Annotated in this window: 20 protein-coding genes; 13 read left to right on the top strand and 7 right to left on the bottom strand. The window is 39.9% G+C overall.

Annotation, left to right across the window (positions count from 1 at the left end; translation table 11 throughout):
* Entirely contained in the window at window positions 1–834 is an 834-nt protein-coding gene (locus tag LV92_RS20855; RefSeq protein WP_111625534.1) for a fumarylacetoacetate hydrolase family protein, read from the top strand.
* A gap of 22 nt (window positions 835–856) precedes the next feature.
* Window positions 857–1,159: a hypothetical protein gene (locus tag LV92_RS20850; protein ID WP_111625533.1), complete on the top strand. Its 303-nt coding sequence runs from the start codon at window positions 857–859 to the stop codon at window positions 1,157–1,159.
* 149 nt (window positions 1,160–1,308) lie between these two features.
* On the opposite strand, the gene LV92_RS20845 is transcribed toward LV92_RS20850, so the two are convergent.
* The 7 genes from LV92_RS20845 to LV92_RS20815 form a co-directional block, all read right to left on the bottom strand.
* A complete protein-coding gene (locus LV92_RS20845) occupies window positions 1,309–2,085 on the bottom strand; it encodes an NIPSNAP family protein (RefSeq protein WP_111625532.1) in 777 nt (258 codons plus the stop codon).
* A 108-nt stretch (window positions 2,086–2,193) separates the two neighbouring features.
* Window positions 2,194–2,604 (bottom strand): GNAT family N-acetyltransferase, encoded by a 411-nt coding sequence (locus tag LV92_RS20840; protein ID WP_394336289.1) that lies wholly within the window; start codon window positions 2,602–2,604, stop codon window positions 2,194–2,196.
* 48 nt (window positions 2,605–2,652) lie between these two features.
* Complete coding sequence (locus LV92_RS20835) at window positions 2,653–4,962, bottom strand: FdhF/YdeP family oxidoreductase (protein ID WP_111625531.1); 2,310 nt, start codon at window positions 4,960–4,962, stop codon at window positions 2,653–2,655.
* Window positions 4,962–5,336 carry a DUF7009 family protein gene (locus LV92_RS20830; RefSeq protein WP_111625530.1) on the bottom strand — a complete coding sequence of 125 codons (375 nt, stop codon included), beginning with the start codon at window positions 5,334–5,336 and terminating at the stop codon, window positions 4,962–4,964. The genes LV92_RS20835 and LV92_RS20830 overlap by 1 nt, the downstream gene beginning before the upstream one ends.
* Before the next feature lie 75 nt (window positions 5,337–5,411).
* A complete protein-coding gene (fdhD, locus tag LV92_RS20825) occupies window positions 5,412–6,245 on the bottom strand; it encodes a formate dehydrogenase accessory sulfurtransferase FdhD (protein ID WP_111625529.1) in 834 nt (277 codons plus the stop codon).
* A gap of 9 nt (window positions 6,246–6,254) precedes the next feature.
* Window positions 6,255–7,166, bottom strand: a complete 912-nt coding sequence (locus LV92_RS20820; RefSeq protein ID WP_111625528.1) for a bifunctional metallophosphatase/5'-nucleotidase — start codon at window positions 7,164–7,166, stop codon at window positions 6,255–6,257.
* Between the two features lie 2 nt (window positions 7,167–7,168).
* Window positions 7,169–7,891 (bottom strand): 5'-nucleotidase C-terminal domain-containing protein, encoded by a 723-nt coding sequence (locus tag LV92_RS20815; protein ID WP_245946451.1) that lies wholly within the window; start codon window positions 7,889–7,891, stop codon window positions 7,169–7,171.
* Between the two features lie 113 nt (window positions 7,892–8,004).
* Here LV92_RS20815 and LV92_RS20810 point away from each other — a divergent pair, with 113 nt between their 5' ends.
* The 11 genes from LV92_RS20810 to coaE all read left to right on the top strand — a co-directional run bounded on the left by LV92_RS20810 (window position 8,005) and on the right by coaE (window position 18,343).
* A complete protein-coding gene (locus tag LV92_RS20810; RefSeq protein WP_111625526.1) occupies window positions 8,005–8,541 on the top strand; it encodes a DUF6913 domain-containing protein in 537 nt (178 codons plus the stop codon).
* On the top strand, window positions 8,541–9,431 hold the full coding sequence (gene dapA, locus LV92_RS20805; protein ID WP_111625525.1) for a 4-hydroxy-tetrahydrodipicolinate synthase: 891 nt from the start codon (window positions 8,541–8,543) through the stop codon (window positions 9,429–9,431). The genes LV92_RS20810 and dapA overlap by 1 nt, the downstream gene beginning before the upstream one ends.
* Before the next feature lie 153 nt (window positions 9,432–9,584).
* The gene (locus LV92_RS20800; RefSeq protein ID WP_394336288.1) at window positions 9,585–10,394 is read left to right on the top strand and encodes an outer membrane protein assembly factor BamD; all 810 of its coding nucleotides are present in this window, start codon (window positions 9,585–9,587) and stop codon (window positions 10,392–10,394) included.
* 13 nt (window positions 10,395–10,407) lie between these two features.
* Window positions 10,408–10,740 (top strand): DNA-directed RNA polymerase subunit omega, encoded by a 333-nt coding sequence (locus tag LV92_RS20795; RefSeq protein ID WP_072864859.1) that lies wholly within the window; start codon window positions 10,408–10,410, stop codon window positions 10,738–10,740.
* Window positions 10,741–10,743: 3 nt separating this feature from the next.
* Window positions 10,744–11,949, top strand: coding sequence for a bifunctional phosphopantothenoylcysteine decarboxylase/phosphopantothenate--cysteine ligase CoaBC (gene coaBC, locus LV92_RS20790; RefSeq protein WP_111625523.1), 1,206 nt, complete (start codon window positions 10,744–10,746; stop codon window positions 11,947–11,949).
* Entirely contained in the window at window positions 11,942–12,832 is an 891-nt protein-coding gene (porD, locus tag LV92_RS20785) for a type IX secretion system protein PorD (protein ID WP_111625522.1), read from the top strand. Before coaBC ends, porD begins: the two co-directional genes overlap by 8 nt.
* Before the next feature lie 123 nt (window positions 12,833–12,955).
* Window positions 12,956–14,608, top strand: coding sequence for a DNA repair protein RecN (recN, locus tag LV92_RS20780; protein ID WP_111625521.1), 1,653 nt, complete (start codon window positions 12,956–12,958; stop codon window positions 14,606–14,608).
* A gap of 214 nt (window positions 14,609–14,822) precedes the next feature.
* Complete coding sequence (locus LV92_RS20775; protein WP_111625520.1) at window positions 14,823–15,635, top strand: enoyl-ACP reductase FabI; 813 nt, start codon at window positions 14,823–14,825, stop codon at window positions 15,633–15,635.
* A gap of 155 nt (window positions 15,636–15,790) precedes the next feature.
* The gene (locus LV92_RS20770; protein ID WP_111625519.1) at window positions 15,791–16,798 is read left to right on the top strand and encodes a glycosyltransferase; all 1,008 of its coding nucleotides are present in this window, start codon (window positions 15,791–15,793) and stop codon (window positions 16,796–16,798) included.
* 4 nt (window positions 16,799–16,802) lie between these two features.
* Entirely contained in the window at window positions 16,803–17,759 is a 957-nt protein-coding gene (locus LV92_RS20765) for a CdaR family protein (protein ID WP_111625518.1), read from the top strand.
* Window positions 17,756–18,343, top strand: coding sequence for a dephospho-CoA kinase (gene coaE / locus LV92_RS20760; protein WP_111625517.1), 588 nt, complete (start codon window positions 17,756–17,758; stop codon window positions 18,341–18,343). Before LV92_RS20765 ends, coaE begins: the two co-directional genes overlap by 4 nt.

Here is an 18,343-nt window from a genome sequence, read left to right as displayed (position 1 = left end):
ATGAAAGTTTATAAGACCAACCAAGGAGTTTTGATTGAAAATGACCATAAATTTTATCTTATCGATAAGGAATGGGATTCATTTATTAGCGATGATGCCATTTACGACAATACATTAAGTTTAATTTCCAAGCTTGATCCTATTGAAAATAGTGCAACCATATTGAACGGCAGTTTAATGCCCCCTGTGGGACGTCAAGAAATATGGGCATCCGGGGTAACCTATTACAAAAGTAGGGAGGCCCGCATTGAAGAATCCAAAGATGCCGGGGGAGGCGATTTTTACGACCGTGTCTATAATGCGGAAAGGCCGGAATTGTTTTTTAAAAGTACAGCTAGTAGGGCAGTAGGGCATAAGCAGGATGTTAGGATCAGAAAGGATTCCAAATGGAATGTTCCTGAGCCGGAATTGACCCTGGTGATAACCCCAAATGCCAAAATAATAGGCTATACCATTGGTAATGACATGAGTTCCAGGGATATTGAAGGGGAAAACCCATTATATCTTCCCCAGGCCAAGAGTTATGACGGGGCAGCTGCTGTGGGCCCGTGTATATGGTTGAGCAAGGAGCCTATTTCTATGGATGCCAAGATCAATATACAAATTGTTCGTAAAGGAAATACAGTGTTCGAGGGAGAGACCGAGGTAGGACAAATGAAGCGAAAACTTACCGATCTTGTTCACTATCTGTATCGTGAAATGTCCTTTCCTTTTGGAAGCCTTTTGATGACGGGAACAGGAGTGGTGCCTCCGGATTCTTTTACCTTGGATCATGGGGATGTTGTTAATATTACTATTGATTCAATAGGGACCCTGTCGAATACCGTAGCCTAATTGTACATATAAATTTAGAGTGATGTCCGTTCCAAAAAGTATTGAAGAGTTTAATGCAACCTTGTCGCAGCAATCGGCACCATCTTCTTGGCCTGAAGCTTTACGGGCTATGTGGTTTGATGCCAAGGGGGATTGGGAATCTTCCCATGATATTGCACAGGACCTGCATAATACCAATGGTAGCTGGATCCATGCCTATCTGCATCGAAAAGAAGGGGATAAGTTCAATGCCGGATATTGGTATAGGATGGCCGGAAAAAAATTCCCTGTTATAAATTTGGAGGAGGAACAACTACAATTGGTGGAGTATTTTTTAGACCAATAGAAGTAATGTTGCTTGTTTGGCGTTAAGGCCTGGTAGTGAATACAAAAGAAAAGCGGTCATGATAAATTTTCATGACCGCTTTTTATGTATTTAAAGTTCTATATCCTTACGCTTCTTCGCCAGAACGAGAAAAATAATAGGGGTTATGATCAATAATCGGAATATTCAGTAGGGTAGAAGAAACGCGTGACGTTTTTGGAAACGTTGTTCTGGTAATTGGGGTTCGATTTTATTTTGTTCCAAACCGGTGAATCTGAAAAGGATTTCCAATGGGCATCCCTACTGGCCTGATTTTCAAATGTGGTCAAGTACATAAGGTTCGGCATTGTTGCACCTGAAAGTACTTCACCATAGAATACGGCATTAAAGCCTAAACTATCGAAAAGACTTATTTCCCCACCTTTGTTGAACATGTCTACCTTGTTGATGTATTTGGCCTCTGTTGCCGACTCATAACTTCTTAATTCATAAACACGGTCCTTTCGGGGACCGCTTAATGGCGAAGGCTTCATCTTGGGCATATCCACAAAGGCTTTTAGAATAACTGATTCGACCCTGCTAAATGGAGGGTTTTTATAAGAGGCATCCAAAAAATCCTTGGCTGCCGCCATATAAACTTTATCCTTTTGAAGTTTGGTCTCCATGGTTTCTAAATCGCCAAGACCTTTCATTGGGATCAATAATTTTATGCTTCTAGGATTTAAGGAATCGATTGTTCTTGGTTTAAAGACACCCACGTTCTTGATATTGAGTTTTTTGAGAGCAGGCAGCAAGGCCTTGCTGAGGTATTGGTCTGTGGTATTTTCCTGTTCCTCGGTATCCAAGAGGTAGGTTTTTAGTTGGTAATATTCCCTCTGGTTGGCTTGGCCATAGGTGTTTATTGTTAATAGTAATAAAAGAACTGAAATATATGCAGCTTTGTACATTGGAATTGGTTTAAGATAAATATTAGATTTTTTTAATGCCTGTTAAGTTAGGGTTTTTGAAAACAACGTCATAGCTTTTTTAAAAAACAAACACTGTTGGCAATACCTTTATATTGTCCGTAATTGGGAATAGTAGCGTAACCATTTTTTTTTATAAAGGGCAATCGCCTCAGGCTGTCTAAGTCCTGTTTCCAAAATACAGGAACTGTAATTTTGTTCTGCGGCCCATATTTCAAGCTCTTTTAATATTTTTGAGGCAATTCCTTTACCGCGTTCCTGCGAGGCAACATACATTCTTTTTATTTCCATGGTATTGTCATTATAGGCCTTAATGGCGCCACAACCTATGGGTGCGTTATTCGAATAGGCCAAAACAACAAAGGACAGGTTTTCTATGCCATTGTATTGCGCATAGAAGCCGTGGTCATCTCCATCCCTCAACTTTAGATCGGCATCTAGAAGTTTGACCAGCGCTATAAAATCCAAATTTTTTGAATTGCTTCTTTTTAGGGTCGTCATGATAACTATATCTTGGTTTAGTGGAAGCAGAATTTACCATTGAACAGGCTAGGATATATGTTTCTTAAGTTTAATGATTACTGATTTGGAAGTAGGGGTATTGCTTTTATCGGCAGTGCTGTTTAAAGGCACTAGGATATTGGCCTCCGGAAAATAGGTGGCACAACATTTTTCAGGGATATTGTAAGGCAATACAATGAACTTTTGCGCTATCCTTTCCGTATCGTTGTGAAAATTATAAAGGTCCACCAGATCCCTTTCCTTTAGTTGGTATCTTTCAATATCCTTGGGGTGCATCAATATAACCCTTCGTTCATTGAATATGCCCCTGTAGCGATCATTCAGGCCGTAAATAGTGGTGTTGAACTGATCATGGCTCCTTATGGTCATCATTAAAAGCTCACCTTCGTCCAAGACGATGGCCTCACTATTGGATACACTGAAATTGGCCTTGCCACTTGTGGTATTATAGGAATTGTCCCTTGCCCCGTTGGGCAAATAAAAGCCGGAAGGCTGTCTTATCCTTTGGTTGTAGTTCTCAAATCCAGGAATACATTCTTCTATGCTGTCCCGGATATGGTCATAATGTTGCAAATATTTTTTCCAATCCACTTTGGAATTTTTTAGGGTGGCCAATGCCAATTGGCAAACAATAGCTGGTTCGCTTAACATCTGGGACGATATGGGTTTAAGACTCCCTTTAGAACTATGAACTACCCCCATGGAATTTTCAACACTTATAAACTGTAATTCGCCCTTGACAAGGTCTTTGTCCGTTCTTCCTAAACACGGTAGGATTAGGGCTTCTTTGCCGTGGATAAGATGACTGCGGTTTAGTTTGGTGGAAACCTGAACGGTCAGGTCACATTTTTGAAGCGCTTCGGCCGTAAACAGGGTATCTGGAGTGGCGGAAAGGAAATTACCGCCCATGGCAAAAAATACACTGGCCTTGCCGCCATGCATGGCTGTAATACTTTCCACCGTGTCAAATCCATGTTTGCGTGGTGGGTTGAAGTGGAATACTTTCTCCAGCTGGTCCAAAAATGATGCTGAGGGCTTTTCATAAATTCCCATGGTTCGGTCTCCCTGTACATTGCTGTGACCACGAACAGGACAGGTACCGGCCCCAGGTTTTCCTATACTTCCCTTTAATAATAAAAGGTTTACGACCTCCTTTATGGTGTTTACCGAATTCTTATGCTGGGTAAGGCCCATGGCCCAGCAAGCAATAATCTTATCGTTATTGCGCAGGATAGTGGCCACACTCTGCAGCGTTTGAAGGGGAATTCCACATTCTGCTATTAAATTATTTAGATCAAGTGTTCTAATGTGCGTTAAGTAATCTTCAAAACCTTGGGTTTTATCTTTTATAAAATCCAAATCGAAAACAGTTCCCGGATCTTTGTCCTCATCAACCAGCATAAGTTTTATCAATGCTTGAAGGAGCGCCATATCACCATTTATTTTTACCTGAAGGTATAGGTCCGTTAATTTCGATTTTATTCCCAAGGCTCCTTTTATTTCCTGGGGATTGTTGAAATTTAATAATCCGGTTTCAATGATCGGGTTTATTGAGATAATGGTAGCTCCATTTTCTTTGGCCTTTTTAAGGGCGCTCAGCATTCTAGGGTGATTGGTGCCCGGATTTTGACCTAGGATCAGAATTACCTCGGTCTTGTAAAAATCTTCCAGTTTTACAGAACCCTTGCCTATGCCCAAGGTATCTGTAAGGGCAACGCCACTGCTTTCATGGCACATATTGCTGCAGTCCGGCATATTGTTGGTGCCGTATTCCCTGACAAAAAGTTGGTAAAGGAAGGCTGCCTCGTTGCTTGTCCTTCCTGAGGTGTAAAATATAGCCTCGTCAGGACTTTTTAACCCATTTAGATGATCTGCTATTTTGGAGAAAGCCCCTTCCCAGCTTATTTCTTGATAATAATCGGAGCCTTCGGGCAAGTACATGGGCTGTGCCAACCTCCCTTTTTTTCCTATTTCGTAATCTGAAAGCATGGAAAGTTGGGAAACACTGTTTTCTAGGAAAAAGTCGGTATCCAGTTTTTTGGTAGTGGCCTCCTCAGCTATGGCCTTGGCACCATTTTCGCAATATTCGGCTATAGTGCTTCGCTCATCATCCGGATCTGGCCAGGCACAACCAGGACAATCAATTCCACCTTTTTGGTTGAGGTTTGCAAGTGCTTTTAATCCTCGACCGAGTCCCATTTCCCCAAATACATGTTTTGCAGAGGAGATAACCGCAGGAATACCAGCAGCCACTTTTTTGGGGCTTGTAGTTTTTAGACCGGTTAATTTTGCCGGTGAGGTAGGACTAGGATTTGATTTTTCAGGGTTGTTTGCCATTATTTTTTGGTTGTTGCCGCAGGGTTGGGGTAATTGTCGGATTGGTCCTCCACGCGCTCATCCAAACAAACAAAATCCTTTTCCAATAATAAACTAAGTACTTGGCCGTCGTTTAAAATCATTTTGTTTTCATAGCCTACCCGCTCGTTATCCGGCCATTTAATACTTTCATTCTTAGGTAGACATAAGGTAATGGTATCTCCTTGAAACTCCGCTTGGAGGCCGGTAATGTTTTCCTTGGCAGCAACGGCGTAGGTAAAATCCTTGCCATTAAAAGCGGTCTGTTCCTTGTAATAGCCTTCTTTCTTCAATGACGCAACTTCTGAACGGGTAAGTCTATAACGAACCGAATTTCCTTGTATCCTAATTTTCATTCAAACTATATTTTAATCCTTATTCTATATTCTATAAAGTTAGGTATTCGGCTATCGGTCTCAAAGTTTAGATTCCTAAATTTTAATACGTTTGGAGCCGGTGTAGATGTTATATCGGGTTTCGTTTAGAAAACCTATTAAGGTAATATCGTGCTCCAAGGCCATTTCTACGGCCAAGCTGGACGGGGCTCCCACGGCCATAATAAAGTGAATCCCTGCCATTGCTGCTTTTTGGATCAATTCGAAGCTGGCGCGACCGCTCAGAAACAATAAATGTTGGTCCAAGGGCATTAGGTCCTGAGCAAGTAAATGGCCAATAATTTTGTCCAAAGCGTTATGCCTCCCAACATCTTCGCGCATTGCAATTAGTTCGCCTTGAAAATTAAATAGCGCCGCTGCGTGTATCCCTCCAGTATTGTTAAAAATGTTCTGCTCTTGCTTAAGAATGCCGGGAAAGGATTTAATAAGATTTTTTTCGATCTGAAAATCCGCTAGGGAAGGGGGTAGGCGACAGATTGTTTTTATGGCTTCAATACTGGCTTTGCCGCAAACACCGCAACTACTGCTGGTGTAGAAATGCCGCTCCAGTTTACCAAGATCTATGTTTTCGGAATTAATTAGATGGACATTTATGCTATTTTCATCAAGAGTGACCCTTTTTATTTGATTGGAAGTGTGGATAATGCCCTCGGTGAACAGAAATCCAAGGGCTAGGTCCTGATCATGACCCGGGGTTCTCATAGTAATGGAGATGTTTTTATTGTTGAGGGGGAATTCCACTGTTAGAACGCTGATACTAATTTGCAGGGGTTCTTCAACCGCTAAGGCGTCCGTGTGTTCTACAAAATCATCTCCCAGTATTTTTATAATCTTTTTTGTAACTATAGATTTTCCTTTTTCTTGAATCATATTATGCGGTTATACCGTGATAGTCACTCCCTCTGCAATGTTTTGCTTGCCATCGTCGAAGTAAAAGTCGATTCGGCCTAGATTAATGCCGAAGCAGCCTACCTGGTTTACTAATATTTGTTCGTTTTTTCTATTGTTCACTATGGTGGGCCTGTCCAAAAATGTATGTGTATGGCCTCCTATAATCAAATCAATGTTCTCTGTTTTGGCCGCTAATTTTAGGTCATCGGGTTTTTGAGGGTTTTGATATTGATATCCTAAGTGGGAAAGACAAATAATTAAATCACATTTTTCCTCCTCCTTTAAGGTACGGCTTATGTCTTGGGCAATTTCTATGGGGTCTAGATAAACGGTCTCTTGGTACAACTTTTTGGTGACCAGCCCGGCCAGCTCTATTCCCAATCCAAAGACTCCGATCTTTATGTCATCTACAATATAAGTTTTATATGGCTTCACATGACCATCCATAAGGGTATTGGTAAAGTCATAATTGGCCGATAAAAAATCGAAAGAGGCATAGGGCAGTTGGGCATAAAGGCCATTTAGGCCGTTGTCAAAATCGTGATTTCCAATGGTAGCGGCATCATATTTTAACATGCTCATTAGTTTAAATTCCAATTCTCCCCCATAAAAATTGAAGTAGGGTGTCCCCTGAAAAATGTCGCCAGCATCAAATAATAGGGTATTCGGGTTTTCTTTTCGGATTTGATCAACCAAAGTTGCCCTTCTTGCCAAGCCGCCCAAATTGGGATAGACCGAATGGTTGGTAGGAAAGGGGTCTATATGGCTATGCACATCGTTCGTGTGCAAGATAGTAATGTGTTTTTTTGCAGAATTTCGGCAAGAATTCATCGATAGCCCTCCCATACCTATAAAAGTGGCGGAGGCTGCTGTTCCCGATATAAATTTTCTACGTTCCATAATTATTTGATTTGCATAAACCGGTCATCCGTAGCCGCAGTAAGAGTATCTATTTTTTTAAAATAATCGATCAAGGTATTTCTTATCAGATAATCTGAATCCGTCAAAGAAATATATTCTTTTAAAAAATCCATTTTATCACCACCGGTAATCAAATAATCTGAAGTGGCAACATAATAAGTCTTGTTTTCGTCAAAGGGTTTACCTTGAATGTTTACCGCCTGCAAACTTTTATTTTTATCCACGATTATCTGAATCCCTGCAATTGGGTGGGCAACGGTGGACTTTATTAGGAATGATACCATGGCCCTAATGGCCTTGCCATCCAATTCGGCAATAACCACCGAGTTTTCAAAGGGCATTACCTCGTAGGCCGTGCGTTCGGTAATGTTCCCTTTTGAAATTACGGATCGTATACTGCCAAAGTTAAGAAGTACAAAATCTATTTGTTTCCCGGTTCTGGCAGCAAAAACGGGGTTTACTTCCTGCATTACAATGTCTGCCATTAAATTGCCGGCGGGAGTATTCAGCGTACCATCTGTTTTGGATATAGCAGTTGGGGCATAGGCCAAAACACTGTCCAATACCTGGTTGATCCTATTGCGATATGGGGCGATGAGGTTTTCTACTGAATCTTTTGGACTGGAAGTGTAATTGATCTGAATCCTTTGTCCTTCAATGTTTCTTAGTTTAGGAACGGATTCCTTGCAACTAAGCGCGAGCATAATTGTTGCAATTATAACAAAATGTTTGTTTTTTAAATCCATATACTTCTTACCTTCGTATAATTATTGAGGTGATATTATTTACATTTACAATCTTGAAAATGTAAAAATACATGTTTTTAAAAACGCTTAAGGAAAAAATTAAATTTAGGGCCGGTAAAAAGTTTATACAACGGGGCTTGAACAGCCCTACTGAAACTATTAATCGGGCTAAAGGCATAAGTTCTGTTGGTTGTATTGTTGATTTGGACGAGTTTGAAAATGCCAATGCATTTTATGAGTTTGTGGATGAATTTTCCCTTAGGCCCAATTCTGTGAAAATAATTGGGTACAAGAAATATTATGACAAAAATTCCCCTTATTCAACCCCAGTTTTTTCCGATAAAGATTTGGGGTGGAAAGCGAATATTGAAAATAGCTATGCCTTGGAGTTTTTAAACAGGGAATACGACCTTTTGGTTAATTATTATACGGATGAAAAATTATTATTACAGTTAATGACGATAAAGACCAAAGCCAGGCTAAAGGTAGGTTTTGGTAGTGTGGATAAAAATTTAAATGATTTGATATTGAATACTCCCATCAAGGATTTCCAAACTTTTAAAAAGGAGTTGAGGAAATATTTAAGGGTTTTAAATGAGATTAAATAATGGAACAGTTAGTTGGAACAGGTGTTGCCCTGGTGACTCCTTTTAAGGAGGATTTTTCTATAGATACGATAGCTTTGGCAAAAATCGTAAACTATTGTGTGGATGGTGGAGTGGATTATTTGGTTGTTTTAGGAACTACTGGGGAGTCTGTTGTATTGACCAAAAAGGAAAAACAACTGGTTATAGATACCATTGTAGATGCCAACGCAGGAAGGCTACCATTGGTTTTGGGTGTGGGTAGTAACAACACTGCGGCCGTTGTTGAAGAACTGCAGGAAACTGATCTAAAGGATTTTGTAGCTGTTTTATCGGTTTCGCCATATTACAATAGACCTACGCAAGAGGGGATTTATCAGCATTTTAAAGCTATTTCCTTGGCCTCGCCCAAGCCCATTATCTTGTACAATGTACCTGGTAGAACTGGAAGTAATATGTTGCCCGAAACGGTATTGAGATTGGCTAATGACTTTAACAATATAATTGGTATTAAGGAGGCTTGTGGTGATATGGTTCAGATTATGCGTACCATTAAGGATAAACCTGCTGATTTTATGGTAATTTCTGGAGATGATTTTACCGCACTTTCCACAGTATTGGCTGGTGGTTCTGGGGTAATATCTGTTTTGGGACAGGGACTTCCTTCAGAATTTTCCCAAATGATGCGTTTTGGATTGGCTGGCAGAGTTAAGGAGGCCTTTGCATTGCACTATGCCTTGCAGGACGGTATGGATTTAATTTTCAAAGAAGGTAATCCCGCGGGTATCAAGGCATTGTTGGAAGCTGTTGGCCTGGGAACTGCAGTTGTAAGGTTGCCATTGGTAGAAGCCACTGCAACTTTAAAAAAGACCATTAAGAGTTTTTTGAACACCTTGCTGAAGACGGTCGTTTAGTAAAACACGACTATCTGGAATAGGATTTTTTACCAACAAAGTTAAAACTTGCATAAAAATGTTGTAGTTGGTAAAGAGGCGGGCTATTTTAGCGCGATAAAAATGTTTTTTATATCCGTTTAGAATCCTTAATTTTGCAAAATGTTTTTAAAAATGAAGCGTCTATTTTCCTTTTTATTAGTGGTCACCATCCTTAGCTCTTGTAGTGAGTACCAAAAGGTACTTAAAAATGAAGATGTTAAGGCCAAATACGATTTGGCGGAAAAATTTTATGATGCCGGTGATTTTAAAAGGGCGAACCGCTTGTTGGAACAGATTGCTCCAAAGTATATAGGCAAGCCTCAGGGAGAACGTGTTATGTACTTTCTTGCGGATTCTTATTTCCAGACCAAGGACTACAATATGGCAGGTTACCAGTTCGAAAGGTTCCTGAAATCTTATCCTAAAAGTGATAAGGCTGTAGAAGCAGGGTTTTACGGTGCTAAAAGTTATTATATGCTTTCCCCAAAATATTCTTTAGATCAAACAGATACCGACAAGGCCCTGATAAAATTGCAAAACTTCATCAATACCTACCAGGAATCCGAATTTCTAGTGGAGGCCAATATCATGGCAAGGGAATTGACGACCAAGAAAGAACGCAAATCCTATGAGATAGCAAAACAATTCAATACTATTGGGGAATTTGATTATACCTTTTTAACTCCCGCGGTTACCGCTTTTGACAACTTTATTTCAGACAACCCGGGTTCCGTTTATCGCGAAGATGCCCTATATTACAAGTTTGATGCGTCAACCAATTTAGCCCTGAACAGCTTCGATTATCTTAAAAAAAGTCGATTGAATGATGCCAAGGCGGCTTATGTGACTTTTAAAAAATATTTTCCGGAGTCCAAGTATCTTAAGGATGCCAATAAGACCTTGGAAAAAGTTGAAAAAGAATTAGAAATTTATTCCAAATAAAATACGATTTGATATGAATATGAACGATTTAAAAAACTCGAAGGCTCCTGTTTCCACGGTGACGATCAATAAAAATGATTTTGATGCCAAAACTGGAAATATCTATGAGGCAATTTCAATAACTGCTAAAAGAGCTGTTCAGATTAATTCTGAAATTAAAAAAGAGCTTTTGGAGAAGTTGGAAGAGTTTGCCACCTACAGTGATAGTTTGGAGGAAGTTTTTGAAAACAAGGAGCAGATCGAGGTTTCTAAATTCTACGAAAAACTGCCCAAGCCACATGCATTGGCGGTAAAGGAGTGGTTGGATGATAAGATTTATCACAGGAATACAGAGAAAGACGCTTAAAGGATGTTGGGCGGCAAGAATATACTTTTAGGCATTACTGGGGGTATAGCTGCTTATAAAACCACCTTTTTGGTTCGTTTACTTATTAAAGCTGGCGCTAACGTTAAAGTTGTTTTAACGGAAAGCGCCAGCTCTTTTGTTACCCCCTTAACCTTGGCTACCCTGTCCAAGAATGCCGTACTATCTTCATTTGTAGATGAGGAAAACGGAACTGTTTCCTGGAACAATCATGTGGAATTGGGACTTTGGGCAGATATAGTTCTAATTGCCCCGGCTACGGCCAATACCCTGTCCAAAATGGCCAACGGTACCTGTGATAATTTATTGATGGCCACTTATCTCTCGGCAAAATGCCCTGTTTACTTTGCTCCGGCGATGGACTTGGATATGTATAAACATCCATCCACTTCAGCTACCTTTAAAAAGTTATTGTCTTTTGGGAATGTAATGATTCCGGCTACATCAGGGGAGTTGGCCAGTGGATTGGTAGGGGAGGGCCGTATGGCCGAACCCGAGGATATTGTGGATTTTATCAATGATCATCTTGGCAAGGGGCTACCGCTATGTGGCAAGAAAGTATTGATAACGGCTGGCCCCACTTATGAGGCCATTGATCCGGTTAGGTTTATCGGAAATCACTCATCGGGTCTAATGGGCTACGAGTTGGCCAAAAATGCGGCTAATCTGGGGGCCAAGGTATTCTTGGTATCCGGGCCTTCCCATTTAAGCGTGCAACATACCCAGATAGATCTTGTTAAAGTAACTTCGGCCGATGAAATGTATAATGCAACTGTAGCTTTGTACCCAGAAATGGATATCGTTATTTGCGCTGCGGCGGTAGCTGATTACAGACCTAAATTAGTGGCCGAACAAAAAATAAAGAAAACTTCGGAGGAGTTTACCATTACTCTGGTAAAGAACAAGGATATCCTGTTTTCCTTGGGAGAAATGAAGAAGGAGCAGTTTCTGGTTGGTTTTGCGCTGGAGACCGAAAACGAGGTGGAAAACGCGATAGGAAAATTAAAACGGAAAAATTTGGACGCCATTGTCTTAAATTCCATGAACGATAGTGGTGCAGGTTTTGGAAAATTGACCAATAAAATATCGTTTATAGATAAGAATTTGGATATTAAAACGTTTGAGTTAAAAACCAAGGCAGAGGTGGCTTTGGATATTTTAAATGAAATCAAGAACAGGATCCATGCGTAATCTATTTTTAACTATAATTTGTTTTATAACTTCCATAGGCTTGGGAGCTCAGGAATTAAATTGCGTGGTTACCTTAAATTCGGATCAGGTAGGGCAGACCAATCAGCAAATTTTCAAGACCCTAGAGCGTTCCTTAAATGATTTTGTGAATAAGAACAGGTGGTCCAATCGGGTCTACAAGGAAAATGAAAGGGTGAATGCCCAAATGTTCATTACTATTACGGAGTATGAATCCAGTAGATTTAAAGGGAATATTCAGATTCAATCGTCAAGGCCTGTTTTTAACACCTCCTATGACAGCCCTATTTTCAATTACAAGGACAATCAGCTCAGTTTTGATTATATAGAGTTTCAGCCGTTGATCTTAAATGAAAACAATATTACTTCCAATTTGGTAGGGGTAATATCTTACTATACCTATATTATTCTTGGTTTGGATGCTGACACTTTTTCATTGGAAGGGGGCAGCGAATTTTATAAAAAAGCGCAACAAGTTGTTACTTTGGCCCAAAGTGCTGGTTATTCAGGATGGACCCAGACATCTGGGCAAAGAAGTAGGTTTGAGTTGGTGGACAACCTTCTGTCCAATTCATACCGGGAGTACAGAATAGCAATGTACAATTACCACAGAAAGGGTTTGGATGTTCTGGCCGATAATAATAGCACAGGGAAGCAGGTAGTTGCTGGTACCATGCGTTTACTGGAGACCTTGGGAGGTAGACATCCCAACGCTTTTTTAATTCAAACTTTTTTTGATGCAAAGTCGGAGGAAATACAAAACGTATTTTCCGACGGTCCCAAAGTGGATATTGTACAGCTTAAACAAACCTTGAACAAAATAGCCCCACTTTATTCTTCCACTTGGAGCGAAATAAAATTTTGATCCGACTCCCTGTTACAATGTTATTTGGTCCCACATCGGGATTTTGTGGATAGAAATTTTTTACCACACATTTTTTTCCAAAGCAATATAAATTATCTTTACGGCAATCTTAGATAATAAACTTTGCTGACAAATCTTTCCATAAAGAATTACGCATTAATAGACCATTTAAACGTTAAGTTTACCAATGGTTTTACGGTAATAACAGGTGAAACGGGTGCCGGTAAATCCATTTTGTTGGGTGGATTGTCCTTGGTATTGGGTAAAAGGGCCGACCTTTCCTCCTTAAGGGAAAAGGAGGATAAATGCATCGTAGAGGCGGAATTTGAAATATCCAAATACGGTTTGGAATCATTTTTCGGGGAAAATGACCTGGATTATGAGGCGAAGACCATCATTAGAAGGGAGATTTTGCCCAGCGGTAAATCCCGGGCTTTTATCAATGACTCCCCGGTTACCTTGGATATTTTATCCCAATTGGGAGATCAATTGATAGATGTGCACTCACAGCATCAAACTTTACGACTTGCGGATAATGATTTTCAATTAAAGGTTATAGATGCCCTGGCAGATAATGGACCAGTGTTGACGGCCTATTCATCAAAATTGCTGTTATATCAATCTACACAAAAGGAATTACAAAAACTTGTAGATTTTCAGAATAGTGCTACCAAAGAACACGAGTATAATAGTTTTCTGTTGCAGGAATTACTTTCAGCTCCTTTAAAAGAGGGCATATTGGAAGAATTGGAGGAGCAGTACGAACAGCTTAACAATGTGGAAATTATTCTGGAGCAATTGTCCCATGGGCAGCAGCTATTAAATGATGAGCAGATTGGGCTGGTAAACCTGCTTACGGAGCTGAAACAGGTATCCAATAAGTTGGCCAGTTTTGGGCACCATTATTCGGATATAAATGAACGAATAAAATCAGTGTTTATTGAGTTGGATGATATCTCCAACGAACTCAATATTCTAAATGATAAGGTAGATGCGGATCCACAATTGTTGGAGCAGGTAAATGCCAAACTTCAATTGCTTTATGATCTTCTAAAGAAACATAAGGTCCAGACTATTCCAGAATTGGTGGAAATAAGGAATGCCTTGGATGAAAAGGTAAGTGCAACCGAGAATGTTGTTGCCGATATAGATCGTAAAAAGAAGGAGTTGCATCAATTGGAAACTGCTTTGAACACTGAAGCTTCCAATATAAGTAAGAGAAGAAAGTTGGTTATTCCAAAGTTGAAACAGCAATTGGAGGAAACTTTGATCGACTTAGGGATGGCAAGTGCAACCTTTAAAATTGAAATTTCGCCCTCCAAAGAATTTAAACTCACAGGAAAGGACGATCTCAGCTTTTTGTTTTCTGCGAACAAGGGGTCTGCCTATGGTGACCTTAAGAAGGTGGCCTCTGGCGGTGAACTCTCAAGGATCATGTTGACCATTAAGGCTATTTTGGCAAGGTACGAACAGCTGCCTACCATGATGTTCGATGAGATAGATACTGGAGTATCTGGGGAGATTTCCAATAAAATGGGAGATATTATGAAGGGTATGAGCAATACTATGCAGATATTTTCTATCACCCACTTACCACAGGTGGCGGCCAAAGGTGTACATCATTTTAAGGTGTACAAGGAGGAAGAATTGATGGGGACCAATACTAAAATGAAAAGGCTTTCTTCGGAAGAAAGAGTGGTAGAACTGGCAGAAATGTTGGGAGGAAAAACCTTGTCCGATTCAGCTTTGGCACATGCCAGGCAGTTACTGGATTAACTTTTGGCTGAATGGATATGGAAATCTCGACTGCCATTTGGTGATGTTTGTAGACATTTTAATATGCAACAATATTAATCCTTTTGTGCCTATATCCTATAAAATATGATGTTCCGATAATAGGATGGCCAACTTTTCTAGCTTGTTCTTTCTGCGGTCTACCCACTAATTTTTAATATCTTTGACGATCTAAAATTCACAAAGAAAATAGACTATGTCGTTTAATTTACTAAAAGGAAAGAAGGGAATTATTTTTGGAGCATTGGATGCCAATTCCATAGCTTGGAAAACTGCAGAAACCATACATGCAGAAGGAGGAACCTTTGTCCTTACCAATGCACCCATAGCTATGCGCATGGGACAGATAGACGAACTTGCAAAAAAGACAGGTTCCAAGATTGTTCCTGCAGATGCCACAAGCGTAGAAGACTTGGATAATTTGGTAACGCAAGCCATGGAGATCCTAGGAGGGAAAATAGATTTTGTATTGCACGCTATTGGGATGTCCGTCAACGTGCGTAAAGGCCGGGACTATACGGATGAGAAATATGATTTTACCACCAAAGGCTGGGATGTATCCGCCCTATCTTTTCACAAAGTAATGCAGAGCCTGTACAAGGCAGATGCCATGAACGAATGGGGCAGCATCGTAGCTTTGACGTATATGGCCGCTCAGCGAACCTTTCCGGATTATAATGATATGGCCGACAATAAGGCGTATCTTGAATCGGTTGCCCGTAGTTTTGGATACTTTTTTGGCAAGGAGAAGAAGGTAAGGGTGAATACCATATCCCAATCTCCCACAGCTACAACTGCGGGACAAGGAGTTAAAGGGTTTAACAGTTTTATCTCCTATGCCGATAAGATGTCTCCTTTGGGAAATGCAACGGCTCAGGATTGTGCGGACTATACCGTTACCCTTTTTTCGGATTTGACCAAAAAGGTTACCATGCAGAATTTGTTTCATGACGGTGGTTTTTCCAACACAGGTGTTAGTCAGGAAATAATTGATAGTTTTTCCGATTAACCCTTTAGGTATAGCGGTAGCACACCTTTGAACTAACCTTATATTAGTGCAAATACCGCGGTTGCGTATTATTTAATTAGCTCAATGCAGTTGCAGCAAGGCTTAAGGTTAGGCGTATACGTTTGTTTCACGTCTTTAATTTATACCAAATCTCAATGGATTTATTCTTTTCTTTTATAGTACCGGTTTACAACAGACCCAATGAGATCAATGAATTGCTGGAAAGCCTTTCATTACAGGACTACGATAAATCTTTTGAGGTGGTTGTCGTGGAAGACGGTTCGTCCGAAAGTTCGGAGGAAATTGTGGAAAAGTATAAGGACAATTTGTCCATAACGTATTTAAAGAAGACAAACTCCGGTCCCGGTGATTCCCGAAATTATGGAATGAATCGTGCCCGCGGTAATTACTTTATTGTGCTGGATTCCGATTGTATAATTCCTAGCCAATATTTGTCGGTGGTGGAAAAATCTTTGACGCACAATTATGTGGATTGTTATGGGGGACCTGATGCAGCACATTCTTCTTTCACCAATGTACAGAAGGCTATTAATTATGCCATGACCTCTGTGTTCACCACTGGAGGAATACGGGGGAATAAGAGGGCTGTGGGCAAATTTCAACCAAGGAGCTTTAATATGGGAATATCTAAAACAGCGTTTGAAAAAACCCTTGGATATGGGAATATACATCCTGGAGAAGATCCGGACCTTACCTTTAGAATATGGGAAGCGGGATTTGAAACAAAATTGATAGAGGAGGCCTTTGTATATCATAAGCGGCGAATAGATTGGAATAAATTTTATACCCAGGTCAAGAAATTTGGAATGGTAAGGCCCATTTTAAATCATTGGCATCCGGACAGTGTCAAAATTACTTATTGGTTCCCTACCTTGTTCTGTTTCGGATTTGCTGGGGCTCTTGCCTTATTGGTTTTAGGGGTTTTATGGCCAATATCTATTTATGCCTTATATTTTGGTTTACTATTTGTGCATTCATTGGTGGTCAATAAAAATTTTAAGGTGGCCGCGCTATCATTGATAGCCGTGGTCATCCAATTTGTAGGATACGGTTTTGGGTTTTTAAAAAATTCGATTCTAATAGCGTTAAGTAATAAGAAACCGGAGGAGTTATTTCCTAAGCTTTTCTTTAAAACTCTGTAATAAGTTGATAGATAAAATTAAAAAAGGGCTCAATAAAAGAAAGGTTAAACTGTTTCTGGTCTTTCTATTATGTTCCAGTCTCGCTTGGTTTATTAGCAATTTGGGAGAACAATATACCAATAATGCCACCTTTGATATTTATTACGGCAGCACTCCGGACAGCTTATTGCTAAACGGTGTTTCCAAAAGGAACATTAAGGTTAGGCTTAGGGCCAGTGGGTTTCAATTTTTGATGTTCAGTTTTAAAAATAAAACTGTAGAGGTGGACCTATCCCAATTGGAAAAAAAAGGTCCCAAATATTTTGTTTCCCCAACAACCTATAGAAGTCAAATAGAAAATCAACTTTCTAAATTTATAAGGGTTGAGGATATGGACAGGGATACGTTGTTTTTTAATTTTCAAAAGCTTTACAAAAAAAAGGTACCAGTACTTCCTAAAGTGACAATTGATCTGGAACAAAATTACCTAATGGATAATAACTATACCTTGTTGCCAGATTCCATCACCGTAATGGGGCCTAAAACAGATATTGATACTTTGACTGGAATTACTACCCAAACCCTGGTGCTGCCACATACGACCAATGATATTTCTAAGAAATTAAAATTGATTCTGCCGCCTAATTTAAAAAACACCAAATACTCAGATCATAGCGTAACCCTATCGGCCAAAATATTTAAATTTTCCGAAAAGGTTTTTAAGGTGCCAGTAGAGGTGGTCAATGTGCCTGAAGGAGTGGGGATTAGAACTTTTCCTGAAATAGTTTCGGTTTTGTGCAGGGGACGTTTAAGTGCTATTAAGGAATTGGCGGTGTCAGATTTTGTGGTTACTGCCGACTATTCCAGCCTAAAGGACAAAAATGAAAATGTTTTGGACCTGAAATTGACCAAAAAGCCCGATAGCGTCAATGTGGTGCAGCTAAGGGAGAATAAAGTAGAATTTATACTCAAGAGACAATGATGATCGTTGGCTTAACAGGCGGTATTGGTAGTGGAAAATCCACTGTAGGATCCATGTTCCAAAAATTGGGGGTGCCCATATATAATTCCGATTTTGAGGCCAAGAATTTAATGGTCAGTTCAAAAAAGATTAAAAGGGATATTGAGACATTATTGGGCAAGGATAGTTATTTGGAAGGGGAGCCCAATAAGAAGTATATCGCCAAAATTGTGTTCAACGATAAGAAATTATTGCAGGGCCTCAATAATATAGTCCATCCTGCTGTGAGACGTCATTTTAAAAGTTGGTGCAAACGCCAGAATGCACCTTATGTAATCCAGGAAGCTGCCATTATATTCGAAAATGGGACCAACGAATTTTATGACAAAATAATCTTAGTGACCTCACCAAGGGATATCAGAATACAAAGGGTTGTTGATAGGGACGGAACCACGGCCGAAGCGGTAATGGAACGAATTGATAATCAATGGCCAGATAGTGAAAAAGAGAAGCTTTCAGACTTCATAATTGAAAATATTGGACTGGAGGCAACGGAAAGGGAAGTTTCCAGAATTCACCATAAATTACTTAAAATAAGGGCTTAA

Origin of the sequence: Arenibacter echinorum (assembly GCF_003259375.1) — a bacterium.
Lineage (GTDB): Bacteria > Bacteroidota > Bacteroidia > Flavobacteriales > Flavobacteriaceae > Arenibacter > Arenibacter echinorum.
This window is presented reverse-complemented; position numbering and strand designations above follow the sequence as displayed.